The 22,706-nt window shown below is 27.4% G+C and carries 23 protein-coding genes and 1 pseudogene; 19 read left to right on the top strand and 5 right to left on the bottom strand.

Going from position 1 to position 22,706, the window contains the following annotated elements; genetic code table 11:
* Window positions 1–3 precede the first annotated feature (3 nt).
* The 9 genes from asrC (at window position 4) to ACYQ1T_RS01335 (ending at window position 9,493) form a co-directional block, all read left to right on the top strand.
* Complete coding sequence (gene asrC, locus ACYQ1T_RS01375) at window positions 4–966, top strand: sulfite reductase subunit C (protein ID WP_459830986.1); 963 nt, start codon at window positions 4–6, stop codon at window positions 964–966.
* Between the two features lie 234 nt (window positions 967–1,200).
* Window positions 1,201–2,406: a glutamyl-tRNA reductase gene (gene hemA, locus ACYQ1T_RS01370; protein ID WP_459830984.1), complete on the top strand. Its 1,206-nt coding sequence runs from the start codon at window positions 1,201–1,203 to the stop codon at window positions 2,404–2,406.
* Complete coding sequence (locus ACYQ1T_RS01365) at window positions 2,364–3,029, top strand: NAD(P)-dependent oxidoreductase (protein WP_459830982.1); 666 nt, start codon at window positions 2,364–2,366, stop codon at window positions 3,027–3,029. The genes hemA and ACYQ1T_RS01365 overlap by 43 nt, the downstream gene beginning before the upstream one ends.
* Before the next feature lie 21 nt (window positions 3,030–3,050).
* Window positions 3,051–3,923, top strand: a complete 873-nt coding sequence (gene hemC / locus ACYQ1T_RS01360; protein WP_459830980.1) for a hydroxymethylbilane synthase — start codon at window positions 3,051–3,053, stop codon at window positions 3,921–3,923.
* A gap of 11 nt (window positions 3,924–3,934) precedes the next feature.
* Complete coding sequence (gene cobA / locus ACYQ1T_RS01355) at window positions 3,935–5,395, top strand: uroporphyrinogen-III C-methyltransferase (RefSeq protein WP_459830978.1); 1,461 nt, start codon at window positions 3,935–3,937, stop codon at window positions 5,393–5,395.
* A gap of 33 nt (window positions 5,396–5,428) precedes the next feature.
* A complete protein-coding gene (hemB, locus tag ACYQ1T_RS01350) occupies window positions 5,429–6,397 on the top strand; it encodes a porphobilinogen synthase (RefSeq protein ID WP_459830977.1) in 969 nt (322 codons plus the stop codon).
* Window positions 6,398–6,399: 2 nt separating this feature from the next.
* Window positions 6,400–7,674 carry a glutamate-1-semialdehyde 2,1-aminomutase gene (hemL, locus tag ACYQ1T_RS01345; protein WP_459830976.1) on the top strand — a complete coding sequence of 425 codons (1,275 nt, stop codon included), beginning with the start codon at window positions 6,400–6,402 and terminating at the stop codon, window positions 7,672–7,674.
* A 44-nt stretch (window positions 7,675–7,718) separates the two neighbouring features.
* On the top strand, window positions 7,719–8,498 hold the full coding sequence (locus tag ACYQ1T_RS01340; protein ID WP_459830975.1) for a sirohydrochlorin cobaltochelatase: 780 nt from the start codon (window positions 7,719–7,721) through the stop codon (window positions 8,496–8,498).
* A gap of 209 nt (window positions 8,499–8,707) precedes the next feature.
* On the top strand, window positions 8,708–9,493 hold the full coding sequence (locus ACYQ1T_RS01335; protein ID WP_459830973.1) for a formate/nitrite transporter family protein: 786 nt from the start codon (window positions 8,708–8,710) through the stop codon (window positions 9,491–9,493).
* A gap of 83 nt (window positions 9,494–9,576) precedes the next feature.
* Here the strand turns inward: ACYQ1T_RS01335 and ACYQ1T_RS01330 are convergent, their stop codons facing one another.
* Complete coding sequence (locus tag ACYQ1T_RS01330; RefSeq protein ID WP_459830972.1) at window positions 9,577–9,954, bottom strand: RidA family protein; 378 nt, start codon at window positions 9,952–9,954, stop codon at window positions 9,577–9,579.
* A gap of 85 nt (window positions 9,955–10,039) precedes the next feature.
* Between ACYQ1T_RS01330 and ACYQ1T_RS01325 the strand changes: the two genes are divergently transcribed.
* Both ACYQ1T_RS01325 and ACYQ1T_RS01320 read left to right on the top strand, forming a co-directional pair.
* Window positions 10,040–10,210, top strand: coding sequence for a hypothetical protein (locus ACYQ1T_RS01325; RefSeq protein ID WP_459830971.1), 171 nt, complete (start codon window positions 10,040–10,042; stop codon window positions 10,208–10,210).
* A 234-nt stretch (window positions 10,211–10,444) separates the two neighbouring features.
* Window positions 10,445–11,467, top strand: a complete 1,023-nt coding sequence (locus tag ACYQ1T_RS01320) for a branched-chain amino acid aminotransferase (protein WP_459830969.1) — start codon at window positions 10,445–10,447, stop codon at window positions 11,465–11,467.
* 150 nt (window positions 11,468–11,617) lie between these two features.
* Here ACYQ1T_RS01320 and ACYQ1T_RS01315 read toward each other — a convergent pair whose 3' ends face one another.
* The gene (locus ACYQ1T_RS01315) at window positions 11,618–12,358 is read right to left on the bottom strand and encodes a TIGR03915 family putative DNA repair protein (RefSeq protein ID WP_459830968.1); all 741 of its coding nucleotides are present in this window, start codon (window positions 12,356–12,358) and stop codon (window positions 11,618–11,620) included.
* A 17-nt stretch (window positions 12,359–12,375) separates the two neighbouring features.
* Window positions 12,376–13,719: a putative DNA modification/repair radical SAM protein gene (locus tag ACYQ1T_RS01310; protein WP_459830967.1), complete on the bottom strand. Its 1,344-nt coding sequence runs from the start codon at window positions 13,717–13,719 to the stop codon at window positions 12,376–12,378.
* Between the two features lie 146 nt (window positions 13,720–13,865).
* On the opposite strand from ACYQ1T_RS01310, the gene ACYQ1T_RS01305 reads away from it, so the two are divergent.
* The 6 genes from ACYQ1T_RS01305 to ACYQ1T_RS01280 all read left to right on the top strand — a co-directional run bounded on the left by ACYQ1T_RS01305 (window position 13,866) and on the right by ACYQ1T_RS01280 (window position 20,208).
* Window positions 13,866–14,342 (top strand): hypothetical protein, encoded by a 477-nt coding sequence (locus tag ACYQ1T_RS01305; RefSeq protein ID WP_459830966.1) that lies wholly within the window; start codon window positions 13,866–13,868, stop codon window positions 14,340–14,342.
* 93 nt (window positions 14,343–14,435) lie between these two features.
* Window positions 14,436–14,684 carry a CPF_0552 family protein gene (locus ACYQ1T_RS01300; RefSeq protein WP_459830965.1) on the top strand — a complete coding sequence of 83 codons (249 nt, stop codon included), beginning with the start codon at window positions 14,436–14,438 and terminating at the stop codon, window positions 14,682–14,684.
* A 166-nt stretch (window positions 14,685–14,850) separates the two neighbouring features.
* The gene (locus ACYQ1T_RS01295; protein WP_459830964.1) at window positions 14,851–15,912 is read left to right on the top strand and encodes an ABC transporter substrate-binding protein; all 1,062 of its coding nucleotides are present in this window, start codon (window positions 14,851–14,853) and stop codon (window positions 15,910–15,912) included.
* 110 nt (window positions 15,913–16,022) lie between these two features.
* Window positions 16,023–16,592 (top strand): DUF3867 domain-containing protein, encoded by a 570-nt coding sequence (locus ACYQ1T_RS01290; RefSeq protein ID WP_459830962.1) that lies wholly within the window; start codon window positions 16,023–16,025, stop codon window positions 16,590–16,592.
* A gap of 144 nt (window positions 16,593–16,736) precedes the next feature.
* A complete protein-coding gene (locus ACYQ1T_RS01285; protein WP_459830961.1) occupies window positions 16,737–18,293 on the top strand; it encodes an ABC-F family ATP-binding cassette domain-containing protein in 1,557 nt (518 codons plus the stop codon).
* A 298-nt stretch (window positions 18,294–18,591) separates the two neighbouring features.
* A complete protein-coding gene (locus ACYQ1T_RS01280) occupies window positions 18,592–20,208 on the top strand; it encodes a hypothetical protein (RefSeq protein ID WP_459830959.1) in 1,617 nt (538 codons plus the stop codon).
* Between the two features lie 122 nt (window positions 20,209–20,330).
* Here the strand turns inward: ACYQ1T_RS01280 and ACYQ1T_RS01275 are convergent, their stop codons facing one another.
* A complete protein-coding gene (locus tag ACYQ1T_RS01275; protein WP_459836413.1) occupies window positions 20,331–20,501 on the bottom strand; it encodes a hypothetical protein in 171 nt (56 codons plus the stop codon).
* 69 nt (window positions 20,502–20,570) lie between these two features.
* Between ACYQ1T_RS01275 and ACYQ1T_RS01270 the strand changes: the two genes are divergently transcribed.
* Complete coding sequence (locus ACYQ1T_RS01270; RefSeq protein ID WP_459830958.1) at window positions 20,571–20,819, top strand: hypothetical protein; 249 nt, start codon at window positions 20,571–20,573, stop codon at window positions 20,817–20,819.
* Between the two features lie 347 nt (window positions 20,820–21,166).
* Here the strand turns inward: ACYQ1T_RS01270 and ACYQ1T_RS01265 are convergent.
* Window positions 21,167–21,379 (bottom strand): annotated as a pseudogene (locus ACYQ1T_RS01265) (transposase); the annotation flags it as partial.
* Window positions 21,380–21,450: 71 nt separating this feature from the next.
* Here ACYQ1T_RS01265 and ACYQ1T_RS01260 point away from each other — a divergent pair.
* A protein-coding gene (locus tag ACYQ1T_RS01260; protein ID WP_459830674.1) for an IS3 family transposase occupies window positions 21,451–22,619 on the top strand; the annotation gives its coding sequence in 2 pieces (ribosomal slippage) (window positions 21,451–21,715 and window positions 21,715–22,619; 1,170 coding nt in all).
* Window positions 22,620–22,706: the final 87 nt, after the last annotated feature.

Here is a 22,706-nt window from a genome sequence, read left to right as displayed (position 1 = left end):
ACTATGGATATTAATACTAAAAAGCTTAAAAAGAATGCTTTTAGAGTTACCAAAAAAAGAGGACTAACAGCTTCAAGAATAAGAGTTCCAGGTGGATTCCTAAAGGCTGAATATTTAGGTCTCATTCAAGAAATTGCAGAAAAGTATGGTAATGGATCAGTTCATATAACTACAAGACAAGGTTTTGAAATACCAGGGATAGCAATGCAAAATATGGAGATTGTAAATGATCTTATTCAACCAATTATAGAAGGTCTTGAAATAAATCAAGAAATACCTGGAAAAGGATATACATCAGCAGGAACTAGAAATGTATCAGCATGTATTGGAAACAATGTATGTCCATTTGGAAATTATAATACTACTAATTTTGCAAAGAAAGTAGAAAAGGCAATTTTCCCAAATGATTTACATTTTAAAGTAGCATTAACAGGATGTCCAAATGATTGTATAAAGGCTAGAATGCATGATTTTGGAATTATAGGAATGACAGAACCTCAATTTGATAAAGATAAATGTGTATCTTGTGGAGCTTGTGTTAAAGCTTGTAGAAGAAAATCTACAGAAGCATTACATGCTGAAAATTATAAACCAGTAAGAGATCATAGTAAGTGTATAGGTTGTGGAGAATGTGTAATCAATTGCCCAACAGGTGCATGGACTAGAAGCAAGGAGAAATATTATAGATTAGCTATAATGGGAAGATCAGGAAAGAAAAATCCAAGACTTGCAGAAGATTTTATTATTTGGGTTGATGAAGAAAGTATTATAAAAATTATATTAAATACGTATAAATATGTTGAAAATTATATAGATAGAACTGCTCCAGGTGGAAAAGAGCATATAGGATATATAGTAGATAGAACAGGATTTATGGAATTTAAAAAATGGGCTTTAGAAGGAGTTAATCTTTCAGATAAAGCTATTTTAAAGGAAAATGTTTATTGGAGTGGGATAAGATATTAATATATAATATTTTACCTATTATAATAATAAGTTAAGTATATTAGACATAATAGACTTAATGTTTTAAAATATATGATATATAAACTATCATTAATAATTCTTTTTAGCGGAGGTTTTTATTATTTTATAGAGACCTCCGCTAAAATGTATTATGGGATTATGAAAAATGTATTAGAATGATATAATAATGGTATATAATAAATTCGTTATAAATAATAATTAGGAGTTGACCTTATGATACAGCTACTTGGAATAAAAAAGAATATAGGGATAGAGATAAGAGAAAGGCTATCATTACATCCTAAAAAGCAAGATATTTATAGAGGAGAGCTTTTAAAAATTTTTAAAGAGGTAGTTATAATAAGTACTTGTAATAGAACAGAAATTTATTTTAATGGTTCTTTATCAAAGGAAGAAGGATTAAAAAAGATTTTTGAAGTTTTAAACTGGGATATAGAATTAATAGAATCTTGCTTTTATTTAGAAGAAGAAGAGACAATAAAGCACTTAATGGAAGTTGTTTGTGGATTTCACTCAAGAATATTAGGGGAAGATCAAATATTGGGGCAAATCAAATATGCATATCAACAAGCCTTAAAAAGTAATTCAGTAAAATCAGAATTACAGAGACTATTTCAAGAAGCAATTTCCTGCGGAAAAAAGTTTAGAACAGAGGGGAAATTATATGAAATACCAGTATCATCGGCATCAATTGCTGCAAATGCTGCAATAAAGTCAGGAGCTAAAAAGATAATGTTAATAGGATATGGTGATGTTGGTAAGCTTGTATATAAATATTGTTATACAAATGAAATAGAGGAGTTAATAATTGTTGTAAGAGATATAAATAAACTTAAATATTTAAATGATAACAAAATAAAAGTTATGAATTATGAAGATGGAAGAAATGTTATTAATGATATGGATGCAGTAATATCATGTACTTCAGCACCACACTTAATTATAGAAAAAAAACATATATCAAAAGAAGGAAAACCTATAAAAATGTTTGATTTAGCAGTGCCTAGAGATATAGATGTTGAAATAGGAACAATTGATAGAATTACATTATTAGATATAGATGATATAAGTGTTTTAGATGATAAAAATAAAAGTTTAAGAATTAAAAGAATGCAAGATTTTAAATATATACCAGATAAATATAAATCTGAATTTATAACTTGGAAAAAGCTTAGAGGTTTATCGGATAATATTCAGGAGTTAAAACGTGCAGGAAGCAAAGTAGTAGATGAAAGATGTAAAAAGTTTTCAGATAAATGTAAAAATCCTGATGATATAGATCTTGCTAAAATATTAATTAAGAGTACTTCAGATGCTTATATAAATAAAGCTATAGAAGTTTTAAAGGAAGAAAAACTAAAGGGTTGTGAAGATGAATGTATAAGAATGCTTCAAAAGATATTTCAAATAAATCAATAAACTATACATATTTAGCATTAGAATCAAAGAAACTAAGAGTTGGCATAATAGGCGGAGGAAAAGCAGCTTTTATTAAAGCAAGAAATTTTATAAATAATGAATGTTATGTTGAAGTATTATCAAAAGAATTTAGTAATGAACTAATTAATTTATCAAATGACATAGTACTTTTAGAAGGAGAATATAATAAGAAGTTTATTAAAGATAAGCATATTATTATTATAGCTATTGATAATGAAATATTAGTAAATAAGATTATTAGTCATTGTAAAGAAGAATATAAAATATATATAAACTCAGCTTCTTTTGAAGATGGTATGGCAATTGTTCCAGTACAAAGAAGTAGTAAATATTTAAATTTAGCTATTAGTACATCAGTTGGAAATCCTAAGGGTGCTATGATGGTAGCTAAAAATGTTTTGAAAATATTAGAAGAATATGATGATTTTATATTTAAAACAGGAAAAATGAGAAAAAACTCTAAAAATATTAGTAAATATAAAAATGATATTATAAATTTTATTTGTTCTGAAGATTTTAAATTTATAAATGAAAAAGGAAAAGATAAGCTAATATTAGAAATGTTTTTTGGTAAAGAAATAGTAGAAAAAATTTATAGATAAGTTATTTATGAGGTAAAGGAAATGGAATTAATAATTGCTACAAGAAAAAGCAAGCTTGCACAAGTTCAAGCTGATAAGGTTATGAAGTTAATAAAAGAGAGTCAAAATATAGATTCGAAAAAATTACTTGTTGTTACTGAAGGAGATAGACGATTAGATGTTTCTTTAAATAAAATAGGTGGAAAAGGCTTATTTGTAAAAGAAATAGAGCTTGCAATATTAAATGGTGAAGCTCATGCAGCTGTACATAGTATGAAAGATGTTCCATTTGAACTTCCAAATGAGTTCGAATTAATAGCTATGCCAGAAAGAGAAGATATAAGAGATGCCTTTATATCTATAGATGGAACGAAAATAAAGGATTTAAAGCTAGGAGCAAAAATAGGAACAAGTAGCATTAGAAGGGCTGGACAATTAAAAGAACTTAGACCAGATTTAGATATTATACCTATAAGAGGAAATGTTCAAACACGACTTGAAAAAATGAAAAGTGAATCATTAGATGGAATAATACTTGCAGCGGCAGGTCTTAAAAGATTAGGCTTAGAGGATATAATTACAGATTATTTTGATCCTAAAATATTTATTCCTGCTATTGGTCAAGGAGCACTTGGAATTGAATGTTTAAAGGGATCTTTAGAGAATATCTATTTTAAAAAGTTAGATAATAAAGAAGTAAGAATAATGGTTGAAGCTGAGAGAAGTTTCATGAGAGAGTTAAATGGGGGATGTCATACCCTTATAGGTGCATATTCAGAGATTTGTGGAAATGATTTGTATATCATAGGAACCTTTGAAGTTAATGGAAGGATAATTAAAAAAGATATAATTGGAAGTAAAGAGGATAATATAGAACTTGGTATTAAACTAGCTAATAAAATATTAGGAGTATAGGTGAATGTAAAATGTGTAAGGTTTATATAATTGGAACAGGTCCAGGAGATGAAGAATTATTAACAATTAAGGCTGCTAAAGCGTTAGAAAAATGTACAGCAGTTCTTTATGATAGACTGGTGTCTAATAATATATTAAATTATTTAAAAGATGATTGTAAAATTTATTATTGTGGAAAAGAGCCAGGATGTCATTACAAAACACAAGAAGAGATTAATGAAATGCTTGTAAAATTAGCTAAGGAAGGAAATGTTGTAGGAAGAATTAAAGGTGGAGATCCATATGTTTTTGGAAGAGGTGGAGAAGAGGTTCTTTCACTAGTTGAAGAAAATATAGATTTTGAAGTAATTCCAGGTGTAACTTCACCTATATCAGTTCTTAACTATGCAGGAATACCAATAACTCATAGAAAAATTGCGCAAAGCTTTCATATAGTTACAGGAATGACAGCTGGAACTTTAAATATAAATTGGGAAGCACTTTCAAAAGAAAAAGGTACCTTAGTATTTATGATGGGGCTTTCTAATTTAAATAAAATTATTTGCAATTTAGTAACTAATGGTAAAGATATTAATACACCAGCAGCAGTTATTATGAGAGGAACCTCTTCAAAGCAAAGAAAAGTTATTGGAACATTAGAAGATATTGAAGAAAAAGTTAGAGAGGCAAATTTAGTATCACCTTGTATTATTGTTGTTGGCGAAGTGGTAAATTTAAGTGAAGATTTATCATGGTATGAGAATAAGCCCTTATTTGGGAAAAATATTTGTGTAACAAGATCAAGAGAGCAATCCTCTAATTTAAAAAATAAATTAAGAGAAATGGGTGCAGAGGTTACAGAAATAAACTCTATAAAAATAGAGAGTACTAAAGAAAATTTAAAGGATTATATAGATAAATTAAACAGTTATGATCATATAATATTAACGTCTGTAAATGGAGTTAATATGTTCTTTGATTATTTAATATATATAAAGTATGATATAAGAAATATAAAGGCTAAATTTTCTGTAATAGGAAAAGCAACGAGAAAAGCATTAGAAAAAAGGGGAATAGTTCCTTTTATTATGGCTAAAGAGTTTGTTGGAGAAGGCTTATTTGAAGTATTAAAACCTAATCTTAAAACTTCAGAAAAAGTATTAATTCCATGTTCATCATCAAGTAGAGAGTATCTAAAAGATGAAATTGAAAAATTAGGTTTAGAGGTAGATAGAGTTCATACATATAATACAGTATGTGGAACTGTAAAAAACCATAAGGCTTTTGAAGAAGTTGATATAATTTTATATACAAGTCCAAGTACAGTAAATAATATGGTTGATATGTTTGGAGTAGATAAAATAAAGGAAAAGAGAAATATAGCAATAGGGCCTCAAACATTTAATGCTTTAACAGAAAGAAACATAGATTCATATATGTGTAAAAAACATTCAGAAGATGGATTCTTAAAAGAGATAGCTGAAATAAAATAGATATTTTTAATAAAGAAAGTAAGGGTGAATAATATGATAAAAAGAGGTAGAAGGTTAAGAGAAAATTCTTCTATAAGAAGTTTAGTTAGGGAAAATACTTTAAGTAAAAATGATTTTATATTTCCTATATTTGTAGTTGAAGGGGAAAATATAAAAGAAGAAATATCCTCACTAGATGGGAATTATCATTGGTCATTAGATAGGTTAGAAGAAATAATTTCTGAAATAGAAACCTTAGGAATAAGAGGTGTAATAGTATTTGGGCTTCCAAATGTGAAGGATGAATGTGGATCTGAAAGCTATAATCATAATGGAATTGTTCAAAAAGCAGTTAGAAAAATAAAAGAACTTTCAAAAGATTTATATATAATAACTGATGTATGTATGTGTCAGTACACAAGTCATGGCCATTGTGGAATACTAAATGGTACTAAAGTTGATAATGATGCTACTTTAGAAAAGTTAGCTGAAATAGCAGTTTCACATGCAAAAGCAGGTGCAGATATGGTAGCACCATCAGATATGATGGATGGAAGAATTTTGTATATGAGAAATGCATTAGATGAAAATGGATTTAAAGATGTTGCAATTATGAGCTATGCAGCAAAATACTGCTCTGCTTTTTACGGGCCGTTTAGAGAAGCAGCACATTCAGCACCTCAATTTGGAGATAGAAAAACTTATCAAATGGACCCAGCAAATAGTAGAGAAGCCTTAAAAGAAATAGATATGGATATTGAAGAAGGTGCGGATATAATAATGGTTAAGCCAGCCTTATCATATTTAGATATTATAAAATCTGCAAAAGAAAATACTTCTGTTCCTATTTGTGCTTATAGTGTAAGTGGAGAGTTTGCAATGGTAAAAGCAGCAGCTAAGGCTAATCTTATAAATGAGAAATCAGTTGTTTTAGAGATGTTACTTTCAATGAAAAGAGCAGGTGCAGATATGATAATAACTTATTATGCACTACAAGCAGCTAAATGGATTGAGGAGGTTTAAAAGTGGAAAATCAAGTTATATTTCATGAATCTAAAAAATATATGCCAGGTGGTGTTAACTCGCCAGTTAGAGCATATAAGGATATGGGAATAACCCCTCCAGTTATAAAAAGTGGAAAAGGTGCTATAATAAAGGATGAAGAAGGTAAAGAGTATATAGATTTTGTATTAGCTTGGGGTCCAATGATATTAGGGCATTGTGATGCAGATGTTGTTACATGTATAAAAGAAATATCAGAAAGTGCAATTGCATTTGGAGCACCAACAGAACTTGAATTATTAATGGCAAAATTCTTATGTGATAACTTAGATAATATAGATATGATAAGAATGGTTAATTCGGGTACAGAAGCTACTATGAGTGCCATAAAGCTTGCCAGAGGATATACAAAGAAAAATAAAATTATAAAGTTTGCAGGTTGTTATCATGGTCACTTTGATGGATTTTTAGTTGAAGCAGGTTCAGGAGTATTAACAGAAGGAATACCAGGTTCTTTAGGAATACCAGAGGATAGTGTTAAAAATACTCTTATAGGAGTTTATAATGATAAAAAACAAGTAACTGAACTTTTTGAAAAATATGGAGAAGATATTGCAGCAATTATAATAGAGCCAGTAGCAGGTAATATGGGAGTTATAAAAGCAGAAGATGACTTTATGAAAACATTAAGAGAACTTTGTGATAAATATGGTTCATTACTTATATTTGATGAGGTAATGAGCGGATTTAGAGTAGCATTTAAAGGTGCACAAAGCTTATTCAATATTAATCCTGATTTAGTAACATATGCCAAAATAATTGGAGGAGGTCTTCCTTGTGGAGCTTATGGTGGAAAAAAAGAGATAATGGAAAAATTATCTCCATTAGGAGGAGTATATCAAGCAGGTACAATGTCTGGGAATCCAATTGTAATGGCAGCTGGTCTTGCAACATTAAATAAATTAAAGGAAAATGTTGAGTATTATGATTATATAAACAAATTAGGTGAAAAGTTTGAAAAGGGAATGCTTGAAATAGCAAAACAAAAAGGTATTCCACTAGTAATTAATAGATATGGTGGAATGATGACTATATTCTTTACAAAATTAAAAGAAGTTAAATCTTATGAAGATGTTAAGAAGTGCGATTCAGAAATGTTTAAAAAGTATTTTATTCATATGTTAAAGCATGGATTTAATTTACCTCCATCTCAATATGAAGCATTATTTTTATCAACAACTCATAAAGAAGAACATATAGATAAGTTCTTAGAGGCATTTAACGAATTTATAATATAAATTAAAAATACTTAAATACAAATGTGGTATAAGAAAGGGTTATTATGTCAAAAGCAATAATTATGGTTTCATTTGGAACTACAAATTTAAACGCGTTAAGAGAATTAGATAAAATAGAAGAGGAAGTAAGAAATACATTTAACAATAAATACCTTGTTGTGCGGGCATTTACATCTAAAGTTATTGTAAATTTATTAAATAGCAAACATGGTATCTCTATTCCAAGAATTGATGAGGTGCTTTTTAATTTAGTAAATGATGGTTTTGAAGAGGTATATATTCAACCAATTCATGTAATTGAAGGAACTGAATATATTGGTTTAGAGCAAAGTGTAAATGAGTACTATTATTCTTTTAAAAAAGTAAGATTTTTAAAAACATTATTAGGTTATATAGGTGAAGAACTTAATGAAGCATGTAATAGATTAGTAGATGCAATGGAAAGTGAATTGCCAAAGGATAAGAATATAGTATTAGTTGGTCATGGATCAAAAACCATAAATACTGAATCTTATAATATACTAGAAAAAAAGTTTAGAGAAAGAGGTTACAGCAATTTAGTTATTGGTACATTAGAAGGTATGCAAAAAAAAGAAGAGGTACTTAAACATATTAAAAAGGAAAATATAGATGAAGTACTTTTAATGCCGTTGTTAATTTTATCAGGAAATCATGTTCAAAGAGATCTTGGAGGAGAAGAAAAATCTTGGAAGAAGTTTTTTGAAGAAAATGATATTAAAGTAGAACTAAATTTAAAATCTCTTTTAGAATATGAAAAGGTTAGAGAAATTTATATAAATCAAATAAAAAATGTAGTTAGTTAAATAATATATTAATAAAATAGAGCCTATATAAATAGAATTTTTAAAAGTTTATTTATATAGGCTCAATTTATTTCTTTAATAAATAGAAAAACATTGAAATAATATTAATTTGGTTGTAGAATATATTATTGTGAATAGAAAAATCCTATTCATAGGGGAAAAGTTGTTAAAAAAATAACAATAAAGTATAATTGAAGACGGGGTGGAAAATGTATAGTAAAGAAATTCATAATTTAGCTCATTCGGCAGAAGTTAAAAGCAATTTATTAAGAAGAAGCAAATCAAGGTACATAATTAGTGCTATGTTAGGTAGTCTTTTTATTAGTTTAGGTATTATGCTTATTTATTCTATTGGAGGAATAATGCATCATGGTGGTTCTCCATATTATAAAATAATGATGGGAGTATCATTTGGTGTTGCTTTAAGTTTAGTATTAATGGCTGGTGGAGACTTATTTACAAGCAATGCATTAATAATGACAATGGGAGCATTAGAAAAAACAGTAACATGGGTAGATGCAATAAAGATATGGTTTGCAAGTTGGATTGGGAATATACTTGGTGGAATTGTAGGAGCAGCTTTATTTGTACAGGCTGGTTTAACATCAGGAAAAGGTGATTATATAGGGGAATTTATAGTTAGTAATGCACTTGCAAAAATAGATACTCCAGCTACTCAACTAGTATTAAAGGGGATATTATGTAATATATTAGTATGTTTAGCAGTTTGGATGTGCTATAAATTAAAGGAAGAAACAGCAAAGATTTTAATGATATTCTGGTGTTTATTTACATTTATAACAGCAGGTTTTGAGCATAGTGTTGCCAATATGGGATTTTTAGCAATGGGATATATGATTGATCCATCTACAATAACAATAGGTGGGTATATGTATAATATAGTATTAGTCTCCCTAGGAAACTTTATAGGTGGAGCATTATTTTTAGGATTACCATATTATTACATAACTATGGATAATAGAAAAAACAAGTAAAATATATTTAAAAACTTATAAACCTACTATAATGATTTTTATAAAAATTCATTATAGTAGGTTTATTTAAATTTAAAAAAATTTTAAATTGTTGCAATAGCTTCTATTTCAATTATTGAGTCTTTTGGTAATCTAGCAACTTCTACACAACTTCTTGCAGGTGCATTTTCTTTAAAGTATTCAGCATAAATTGAATTTACTTTAGCAAAATCATTCATATCTTTTACAAAGACAGAAACCTTTATAACTTTATCTAAACTACTTCCAGCAGCTTCTAAAATAGCTTTAACATTTTCAAGAGATTGTTTTGTTGCAGCTTTTATTTCACTTACAAGTTCACCAGTAGCTGGATTTATAGGGATTTGTCCTGATGTAAATACAAGATCTCCCATTTTAATTCCTTGTGAATATGGGCCAATTGCTTGTGGAGCATTATTAGTTGATATAATTTCCTTTTTCATTTCTACACATCCTTTTAAAGTAATAGTATATAAAAAAAATTTTTACTCATACTAACTACAAATAATCTTATTTGGAGGAAATATTATGGGTAAAAATAATTCTAAAAACAAGTTAAATACAAAAATAAATAATAAGTACTGCAAAAATAATTCTCCTAAAAATAACGATGGTGTTTTTATTGATAATAATACAAAGGATTTTTCTTCAGAGGGCACTGTACGTTATGGAGAAGAAGTAGATAACTGCGACCTTTAATTCAGTCCTCTAATAATCAGTAAGGATGGTTAAAAGCTAATATTTTGGTTCAAATATCTCTTAAGCTTTTAATCATCCTAATTTTCTGTCTTTTTCACATAACATTAATATACACCTTTTCGAAAATAACTTCAAATAATTTTAATTTAAAACAAATTATAAACTTTCTCTTTAAGGTTTGCATTAATAATGGTACAATTAGGTATTATAGAAACCATGAATGGAGGTATTTGTATGAGTAAAAATGTAAACATTGATTGGAACAATCTTGGTTTCAGCTACATAAAAACTGATTATAGATATATTTCAGTTTGGAAAGATGGAAATTGGGATGAAGGTAAATTAGTAGAAGATAATATGTTAACTATAAGTGAGGCATCTACAGCACTTCACTATGGTCAACAATGCTTTGAAGGTTTAAAAGCATATAGGAGAAAGGATGGAAAAATACAGTTATTTAGAGTAGATAGAAATGCTGCAAGAATGAATAACAGTAATAGAAGACTTCTAATGCCAGAAATACCAGAAGAAAAATTTATAGAAGCATGTAAAGCAGTAGTGAAAGCTAATGAGCATTTTGTTCCGCCATATGGAACAGGTGCAACATTATATTTAAGACCTTTTATGATAGGGGTAGGAAATAATATAGGTGTTAAACCAGCACCAGAATATATCTTTTCTGTATTTGCAGTTCCAGTAGGACCATATTTTAAAGAAGGATTAACTCCTTGTAACTTTATGATAGCAGATTATGATAGAGCTGCACCACATGGAACTGGTGGACAAAAAGTTGGAGGAAATTATGCTGCATCATTACATCCACATCAAATTGCAGCAGATAGAGGATTTGCAGATTGTATATATTTAGATCCTGCAACTCATACTAAAATAGAGGAAGTTGGAGCTGCTAATTTCTTTGGAATAACTAAAAATAATGAGTTTGTTACACCAAATTCACCATCTATATTACCGAGTATAACAAAATACTCTCTTATGGATATAGCTAGAGATTATTTAAAAATGCCTGTTTTTGAAAGAGATGTTTTTATAGAAAATCTAGATGAATTTAAAGAAGCTGGAGCATGTGGAACAGCAGCAGTTATTACGCCAATCGGTGGAATAGAATATAAAAATAATCTTCATGTATTCCATAGTGAAACAGAAGTTGGACCTGTAACAAAGGAATTATATAGAATACTTTGTGGAATACAATTTGGTGATGTTGAAGCACCAGAAGGTTGGATATTCGAAGTCTAAAATAAGAAAAGTAATACTTTTTTTAAAAAGTGGATATACACTAATAATATAAATTAAATAAGTTTAAAAATAAAGTGATTATGTGAAAGTCGTATTATAAACCCTTAACAATATAATACAAAGCTTTAGAACATAATCACTTTATTAATTTTAATTACTAGTTTCAATAAGATTTTTCCAATATCTTTTTGGCATAGATCTTTTTTGAAGTTTAAAATTAATTCTTTCTTTTATAGTAGTAGAATTAAAATATTCTCTCCATAAATCTTCAAAATCATCATTATAATTTTTGGTATTATTATACAAATTATTATCTATTTCGATGATTTCCCAGGAAATTCTATTATAAACTGATGCTAAACCTCTTTTAATATCATGAATTATCCAATATTCATTAGAAAATCTTCTCTGAAAATGAGGAGATATTATTTCTAAAATATCATTATCTGGTTCAATTGAAGAGTATAGAAACTTATTGGATATATTTTTAAAACGTACAAAACCCGTAAATCTATGAGCTTCTAAATTCACTTGTCTATTTATTAAATCTACGGTTTTAACAACATCAATATAAAGATGCTTGTGTATATCAGAGCCTCTAGAAAAGGCCAGTTTTAAATAATTATATATTAAAATACCTTTATTCTTGTGATTAGATAAGTAAACGGTATAAACTTTAGTTAAAGCTAAAGGATCAATTTTAGTGATTATAGCTCTTTTTACTTTCTTAAATTTATCAATATTATTATGTACATATACAGTTTCATTTAATAAATTATAAGTTTCCTCTGTTTCTGTACAAATTGAAAAGGGTGGAGTTTTAGAATAGAAACTATCATATATACAAGTTAATAAGCCTTCAAAAGATCCATTATAAATATATACTATCATTTGTTAAACATCTCCTCTTATAGTTGTCCCGTTAAGGAAGTAATAGAATCACTAGGTAAAATTATTTTATTAGAGTTTGGAATAAATATCTCACTATTTATTTTTTCATTATCAAAAAAAGATAATTGCATTGAATTTTGTTTTTCATTTTTTACATTATCAATATAAAGCAATCTATTTCGTATTTTTTCATTATCAAAGGAAACATCTCCATAATATTTTCCCTTGCAGGTTATAAAATATTTAGCTCTTTTTAAAACAACTCCAAGAGTTTTTAAATCTAAAAATGTTAAGGTATGAACTTTTCTTGCTATTAAAATACGTCTTGCTGATTTAACTCCTATTCCAGGAATTCTCAAAAGTATATCATATGAAGCTTTATTTATTTCTACAGGAAAATTATCTATATTATTTAAAGCCCAAGAAGTTTTAGGATCGAAATTTAAATCAAAATTATCATTTTCATTGGCTAAAAGTTCTTTTGCTTTAAAGCCATAAAATCTTAAAAGCCAATCTGCTTGATAAAGTCTATGTTCTCTAATTAAAGGGGGATGAGTTATATCTGGTAAATATTTATTATCCTTTACAACTGGAACATAAGCAGAATAATATACTCTTTTTAAATTAAATGTATTATAAAGATTTTCAGATAAATTTAGGATTTTATAGTCACTTTCTGGAGTAGCTCCAACAATTAATTGTGTACTTTGCCCACCAGGAACAAATAACGGAGTAGATTTAAATTTACTTTTAAGTTCTTTATTTTCAATTATTGAATTTTTAATAATTTTCATAGGTGTAAGAATAGTTTCCTTATTTTTTTGAGGAGCAAGAAGTTTAAGACTATTAGAAGAAGGTAGTTCTATATTTACACTCATTCTATCTACATATTTACCAGCTTCTTTTATTAAAAGCTCATCAGCGCCTGGAATTCCTTTTAAGTGAATATAACCATTAAAGTTTTCTTCTAATCGAAGTTTTTTTACAACCATTAAAAGTAATTCCATTGTATAGTTAGGAGATTTAAAAACAGCAGAACTCAAAAATAAACCTTCTATATAATTACGTTTATAAAAATTAATAGTTAAATCAACTACTTCGTCCGGAGTAAAAAAAGCTCTAGGAATATCTTTTGTCGAGGCATTTACACAATATCGACAATTATAAATACAATAATTTGTTAGTAATATTTTAAGTAGTGAAATACATCTTCCGTCAGGAGTGAAGCTATGACATATACCACTATTTTGTGAATTACCTAAACCATGATTTTTATTTTTTCTTTTAGAGCCAGAGGATGAACAAGACACATCATATTTCGCAGCTGCAGATAAGATATTTAACTTTTCTTTTATATCCATTAATATCACCTTATTATTATAAATTTTAAAGCTTTAGATAAATTATACAGAACAAATGTTCGTATTGCAAGGGGGTATATAAATTTATGTAGAATATATAATATGTAAATGGTAAAATTATTTATATAAAGAAATGGAGGATAAAAATGGAATTCTTACATATGTTATTTAAAACTTTTATCTTTATAAAAACAGTATGTAATATTTTAGAATATATTTTTAAATCAATTGCAATGTATAGTGCTGCCAAAGTAGAGGAATATGATAATCCATGGATTGCATTTATACCATATGCAAATTCGTGGTTAACATTAAAAATAGGAAGAAAAAATTCAGATTTAATTTTTATTCTAGTTGCAGCAACGGTTGTAGAATTAAGTACAGCTTTTTTACCTATAGTAGTATCTATACAAGCTATTATATTGGCAATGGCATTATACATAGCTTGGTTTATAGTATTTAAAATGATAACATTTATAGAAATATCAAAAAGATATGAAATAAATGTTGAGTGGTTTGTTATAGGGGCATTTATTGTTCCAATTTCATGTATTGGATATTATAAGATATACAAAAAGTGTAAAAATGTATTAAATGGAAGTGATGAGCTTCTTTATTACTAAATGAATAAAGCAAGGGAAAAAGGGAGATTATAGAAAAGAAATAAAGATTTTATTAGGTTATTATTAAAACTTAATATATAAGGAGGTTATTATATGTTTACAATTATGGCTATAAAAATTGATCCAAGAAATATATCTGCACCAAAAGTGCAAGAAATCCTTACAAAGTATGGGTGTATAATTCAAACTAGATTAGGTTTACATGAGGCAAGTAAGAATACATGCTCTAATTCTGGATTAGTAATTTTAAATTTAATCCATGAGGAAAAAGAAGAGATAGCTAAACTTAACAATGAATTAAATGAAATTAAAGGGGTTACTGCAAAGTTAGTTGAAGTTTAAAAAGTATATTGTAGTATTTTAAAAATCTCATATTTTATGGGATTTTTATTTTTTCTAATAATAAAATATTATCTATTTAATAAATTTTTCTTTTCAACATTAAATAATAAATATATAATATTTATGTTTATATAATAATTAATATTAAAAAGAAAGGATGTAAATAATGAAAAGATCAATTAAATATATTGCATTAATATGTAGTATAACTTTAGTTATTTCTTTATTTGTTGGATGTGGCAAAAGAGAAAATAAGAAAACAATAAATGTTTTAAACTATGGAGAAAATATAGCAGAAGGTTTATTAAAGGAATTTGAGGAAAAGTATAATATTAAAGTAAACTATAAAACTTTTGATGATATGGAAACTATGTATATAGAAGTAACATCAGGAAAAACAAAATGGGATGCAATTTTAGTTGCCGATTATATGGCAGATAGAATGATAAATGAGGACTTATTACAAAAAATAAATAAAGATAATATACCAAATATTAAAGACATGAATGAAGATGATTTAGGTCAAGCTTTTGATCCAAATAATGATTATACTGTTCCATATATGAATGGAACAATTGGAATAGTCTATAATAAAGATTTAGTCAAGGATAAAGTAGATAGCTGGAATATAATGTGGAATGAAAAATACTCAAAACAAATATTTGTTTTAGATGCCCAAAGAGATGTAATAGGTATGGCACTTAAAAAGTTAGGATATTCTTTAAACAGCACTAATCCTAAGGAATTAGAAGAGGCAAAACAAGCTTTAATAGCTCAAAAACCATTAGTTTTAAAGTATGGAGCAGATGAAGTTAAGGATTTAATGACTTCGGGAGAGGCTTCAATTGCAATGATTTGGTCTGGAGAAGGATTAACATTAGCTGATGAAAATGATAATTTAGAGTATGTAGTCCCAAAGGAAGGTGCTAATTTTTGGCTAGATTCATGGGCAATTCCAAAGAATGCAAATGATAAAGAAAGTGCAGAAGCTTTTATAAATTTTTTAAGTGAAAAGGAAAATGCACTTAAAATAGCAGAAGAAATAGGATATACAACTCCACATAAACTTGCAATGGAAGAACAACCTGAAGAAGTTAGAAATAATAAAGGTGCATATATGCCAAAGGAAGTAATGGATAAATGTGAAGTATATAAATATCTACCACAGGATAAATTAAGATTATATGAAGATATATGGAATGAAGTAAAAGCAATAAAAGTAGATTAACTATTAAAATATAATTAAGTTTAAATGCAATATCCTAAAAGTATAGAATAAAATATACTGTTATAGTATAATAATAACAATATATTTAAGGTAGTAGGAGGGTGAATTGTATGGATAGAATAATAGATTTTAATGAGTTAAAAAATAAAGCTGAAGAAAAAGGCTTTGATAAAGATATAGATAAATTTGAATCATATATATATTCATTATATTATGATGTAACAGCAGGTAAGCTTTCAATGGCTGACTTTAGTAAGGAAATGACAGCTTATATGCAAAATAACAATATATCTCAAGATAAATTTTTAAAAATGCAAACTAAATTGATGGAAAGATATGGATTTGATGCATCAAGCTTAGAAGCTCAAATAAAGGCTATGGGACTTGATAAAATTAATTCATCTTTTGGAGATATAGATCAAGCAAGAAAAACTATGAGTTTTCAAGAAAAATATAAAGATAGAATTGAAGTAAAGACTATTAATACTTATTTTATTAAAAATGATAAAAATAATGTAGACATTATAGTTGAAGGGGAAAATGTAATTTTAAAAAGTTTTTCCAAAATAGATTTAGGTGATTTAGAGTTAAACGAGTTTTTATGTTCATATAAAAAGGTAGTTGATAATAAACAACTTAATATTTCTATTTGTGAAGAAGCTAAAGATTATGAGTATTAGTATATTAAATAAAAATTGCTAAAAAAATTCTCTTTATTTTGTAGAATTATAGTTTATAATAAATAAGGTGTGATTATTTTCACATCTTATTTTTATATGAAGTTAAAAAATTAATTATAAATACATAACTACGGAGGATATTAAATGAGTGTTTTATTAGTTAAAGACATGAATCATGGATTTGGAGATAGAGCTATATTTGAAGATGTTTCTTTTAGATTATTAAAGGGAGAGCATGTTGGATTAATTGGAGCTAATGGAGAAGGTAAATCTACATTTATGAATATAGTTACAAATAAACTTATGCCAGATGAAGGAAAAGTTGTTTGGTCAAATAATGTTAGAGTTGGATATATGGATCAACATGCAGCATTAACAAAAGGACAAAGTATTAGAGATGCTCTTAGAGATGCATTTAAATATCTATTTGATTTAGAAGCGGAAATGAACTCTCTATATGAAAAAATGGGAGAAGTTACTCCAGAAGAATTAGAAAAAATGCTAGAAAGAACAGCTGTAATTCAAGATCTTTTAGATCATAATGGATTTTATGTAATAGATCCTAAAGTAGAAGAAGTAGCTAAAGGGCTTGGTCTTTTAGACCTAGGTTTAGATAGAGATGTAGATGATTTATCAGGTGGACAAAGAACAAAAATACTTCTAGGAAAATTATTACTTCAAAACCCAGATATATTACTTTTAGATGAGCCTACTAACTATCTAGATGAAGAACACATAGAATGGTTAAAGAGATACCTTAAAAACTATGAAAATGCATTTATACTAATATCTCATGATATACCATTTTTAAATTCTGTAGTTAACTTAATTTATCATGTGGAAGAGAGAAAGCTTACAAGATATGTTGGAGATTACTACGAGTTTAAAAGATTATATGAAGAAAATAAAAAGAGACTAGAACAAGCATACGAAAAGCAACAAAAAGAAATAGCTAGACTTGAAGATTTTGTTGCTAGAAATAAAGCAAATGTAGCTACAGCAAATATGGCTAAATCAAGACAAAAGAAACTTGATAAAATGGAAGTAATAGAACTTTCAAAGGAAAAACCAAAGCCAGAATTTAGCTTTAAAATTGCAAGAACTGCAGGAAAAGCTATATTCGAAACTAAAGACTTAGTAATAGGATATGATTCACCATTAACAAAACCATTAAATCTTTATATGGAAAGAGGACAAAAAATAGCTTTAGTAGGGGCAAATGGTCTTGGTAAATCAACACTACTAAAGAGCTTACTTGGAATACAAAAACCACTATCTGGAGAGGTTTATAGAGGAGACTATCAACATATAGGATACTTTGAACAAGAAGATAGATCAGGAAATACAAATACTTGTATAGAAGAAGTATGGCAAGAATTCCCAAGTAAAACACAATACGAAATAAGAGCAGCACTAGCAAAATGCGGTCTTACAACAAAGCAACTAGAATCAAAAATAATGGTTTTATCAGGTGGAGAAGCAGCAAAGGTAAGATTATGTAAAATATTAAATACAGAAACAAATATACTAATACTAGATGAGCCTACAAACCATTTAGATGTAGATGCAAAGGAAGAATTAAAAAGAGCCTTAAAAGAATATAAAGGATCTATACTATTAGTATCCCATGAACCAGAATTCTATAAAGATGTTGTAACAGAAATATGGAACTGTGAGGATTGGACAACTAAACTTTGTTAGACAAGTCAGTGAAATGATTGGTTTTATAAGAAATTACACAAGTATGTATATTAAAATATAGTATTTTAGGACGGGTAGCTTCAGTTAGAGTGGCTATCTGTTTTTTTATGCCTTAATTGGTAGATATAAGATGGTAGAGTTGATCAAAAATATAAAATAAAAATAGTATTAATAAAAATTGAATTTGAGATTCACTTTAAAATCAAGATAAATACAGTATATATATTTTAATATTGTCTATTCAATAAATATGTTAATAAATGTATAATTAAAGTATCATAGTTGAGAGGTGATAAGTTTGATGAATATGTTTTGTAGTAGAATAATTTGGAAAGAGTTTAATATTCCTAAGAAGGTTATAGAAAATAAATTTAAAGATTATTTTGGTAGTAAAAAGTTGGATATTGAAAATAGGAAAGAAGCAATAAAAGTATTAATTGGTGTTACAAATAGAATTCAATCAGAAATGGTTGATAAAATTTTAAAAGATGAATCATATTTTGTTATAAAAAATTTATATGCCGTTTTGAATGAATCTAGTTTATTCTATATGATACAAAAGGAAATGAGAAATGATTTAATAAATTTAAATGCTCAATCTGTTGCAATAACAGATGTACTAGAGCAAAATAGGAATATTTGTAGGAATATAATTGATGCAACAAACCTATGGATTGAGAATTATGTTTTGCTACAAAATTGCAATAAGAATATAGACGGAACTATAAAGTTTGATCCTATGGTAATGGTAGATATGTATGTTTATGGATTAGCATCTCAAGCTATATCATTACTTCAGTTAAGTAAAAAATTTGATGATAAGGAATTGTATTATGGTATAAGTATTAACTATGATGAAGATATACCAATTGAAATATTGAAATATAAGCCTATAATTTACTTTAATACATTAATGACTGGTAACCAAAATGTTTTATCACCCATACCAATAACAAAAGAGTCGAATAAGACTGAATTTGGGATTGGATTTAATAAACAATTTAATGTAGATTTTATTCTCTACTTAAGGTTAATTAGCACATTTCAAGCCAATGAATTAAGAAATGATAAGTCAGGTGTATTGATTGTTGACAAACAAAGATTCATCGATTTAATTGAAAGTTATACTAATAATCAAATTAAAGGTGATGACATAATAAAGAATTTTACATTAACAAAGAATAGAGTTAAGTCACAATTAAATGGTAGAGATCCTATAATATGGACTATTGGAGTTAACAAAATAAGACATGAACTATGCCCGTTTGTACTATTAGAAAACAATATGTTGATATTTACTTATTCAGGATTAGAACAATCAAAACAATTATGGGTTTCGATATTAAGTAATGGCGGAAGTGTATATAGTAATTGTGTTGATTATTTAAAAGTAGCTGTTGAAAAAAGAAATGATGAATTATCACATATACTTGTTGATAAAATAAGAGAAAAATTAAGGAAGCACTATTATGCAACATTTGATGTAATTGAAGTAAAATATCACAAGATTTATGGATATAGAGATATAGACTATGGAGATTTTGATTTAATATTTTACACAGAAAAGACTAGAGAATTATTTTTAATTGAAGCTAAATATTTTTCAGATTCATTAAATTGTAGCGGTATAGTAAATGATCATGAAAAAATGTTTAAGGACGACGGATATTATTTTAAATGTAGGAGAAGATATGATATTGTATTAGATGAGGTAGATAAAATTAAAAGTTTTATAGGTGTTGAAGGAGATATTAAAGTACATTTATTATTTATATCATCCAAACCATTAGAACTTGAATTTCAAGATGATGATAAAGTAGTTACATTTTTATGTTTAAATATTTTTGAAAAATACTTAAATGGAAAATTGATAGATGATAATGATGAAGTTGTAAGGCCTACTCATTTGATATAGACAAATTTTTAGAAGAGAGATGGAGAAAATCTATCTCTTTTTTTGTAAGCGTAAAAGATTTAGCGTATTTTATTTATTTTTAAAATATATTAAAATGTCCCAGTAAGGCAAATTAATTTGCTTCACTGGGACTTAATTATTTCTTTAATTTTCAATGTATCTGGAAGGGTGCTTGACCAAGGCATTAAATTCTCTAAGCATTCGCTATGGGTTGGATCTAAGCCAACTAGATTTTCAAATAAGTATACTAAATACTTTTCTATAATTAAATTATTTGACTTTGCTGTTTCTATTATGCTATAAATTAGAGCACTACAGATAGCTCCTTTAGATGTGTTGGCAAAAAGGAAGAAATACGTGAAGTGTTTTCAATAACATTAAAAGCATTAGATAGAGCTATTGAGTTTATTGAAGATAATAATCTTCTAGAACCAGAGAGGATAGATTATGTAACTTATTTGTTAGGACTATTTGTTTATTTAGATGAAAATGAACTAATGGATGTTCAAAAGTCAAAAGTAATTGAATGGTATCAAAATGTTATTTTTGCCAAAAAGGATAATGGAGAAAGAAGAAATATTTTTGAAAGATTAATTCAGATAGCATATTAGCTAATGAGAAAATTTATGATTAATAGGATAGATGGCATATCCTTCTATCCTATTAACCTAAAAAGAGTGTAATTGATATTAAGGCTTACATAATTTGTTTTACCATCAGAGACTGTAAAAAAATTTGTGTATCTGAAATTTCTTCTTAGAAATAATTAAAGAAATTTTGATTTATATTGTGTCTTCAAGTCATTGTATATATTCACCAATTAAGGTGAATAATATACGTAGATAGAAGATTTCTTTTAAAAGAACTTTGACATTGGGAAACCTTTGTTGAAGTTTTTTTATGCTCCTTTTGAAAAAGTATCGGAGAATATTATTTTTAATTCATTGATAACTAAATCTCAGTTTGCATAACTTCTAGTCTATTTAGCATGAACTCTTTCAGTAGCTAAATATAACATTTTTAATAGGCTTTCATCAGTAGGAAATATTAGTTTAGTCTTGGTAACTTTTCTAAATTGGCTATTTAAACTTTCGATAACGTTAGTTGTATAAATTATTTTTCTTATATATGGTGAAAATTCGAAGAACGTACTCAAGTTATCCCAATTGTCTGGAGTATACCCAATTTGATAGACACATAGAAAGTACGTATAATAAGAATTAAGAAGGATGTGTTTATTAAATGGGAAACCAAAGAAGATTTACTAAGGAATATAAAGAAGAAATTATTAAGTTGGTAATAGATCAAGGTAAAAAAGCAACTCATGTTGCAAGAGATATAGGTGTTAGTGAAGCAACTGTTAGAGGGTGGGTTAAAAAATATAAAGAGCATGGAGAAACTGCCTTTCCAGGTAGCGGAAAACTAAGACCAGAAGATGAAAAATTAAGAATATTAAAAAAGAAATTAGCAGATATTCAAGAGGAAAATGAAATACTAAAAAAAGCTATACGCATCTTCACAAAGCCAGAGAAATAAAATATAAATTTATTCTTGATAATAGCTCCGTATTTCGAGTGGAGAAGATGTGTAATATATTAGATATAAAGAGGAGCTCATATTATGCATGGTTAAAAAGACCGCCATCTGAAAGGACAATTAATGATGAAAAGCTCGTTTTAGAAATAAAGAGAGTTCATAAAGAATCTTATGGCACCTATGGTGCTAGACGGATAAAGGCTCAACTTAAGTATTATGGAATAGAATGTGGTAAAAATAAGATTTCTAAATTAATGAAGGAAAATAATATTTCTAGCAAGATTACTAGAAAATACAAAGCTACTACTTATTCAGATCACAATTATGCTGTTGCACCTAATTTGTTAAAACAAGACTTTAACGTAGAAGCACCTAAAAAGGCTTATGTTGGTGATATTACTTATATAGGAACTGAAGAAGGATGGCTATATTTAGCGACTGTAATTGATCTGTTTGATAGAGAAGTTGTTGGTTGGTCAATGGATTCTACTATGACTAGAAAGTTAGTTATAGATGCGTTTAATACTGCTATACTAAAAGAACAGCCAAATGAAGGTTTTATTTTTCACTCTGATAGAGGGGTTCAGTATGCATCTTATGATTATCAGGATTTATTAAGAGAGAATGGATGTATCCAAAGTATGAGTGCTAAAGGATGTTGTTATGATAATGCTTGTGCAGAATCCTTCTTCTCATCTTTAAAGAAGGACTTTCTTTATGGAAGAAAATTTAAAACGAGAGCGGAAGCAAAGCAAGCTGTAGTTGAATATATTGAATTATTTTATAATGCAAAAAGATTACACTCTACCTTAGGGTATAAGTCACCAAGGGAGTATAGAAAAAGTTATTATAATAATTTAAAAGAAGTTGCTTAAAATTTAATTATGTGGTACTTGTATAAAATGCACACTACACTTACAAAAAGTTATAAATATATAAAAAAATAGAAAATTGAGAAATCC

Source organism: Clostridium carnis (assembly GCF_054657435.1).
The sequence above is the reverse complement of the archived record's forward strand: the minus strand, read 5'-3'. Positions and strand labels throughout refer to the sequence as shown.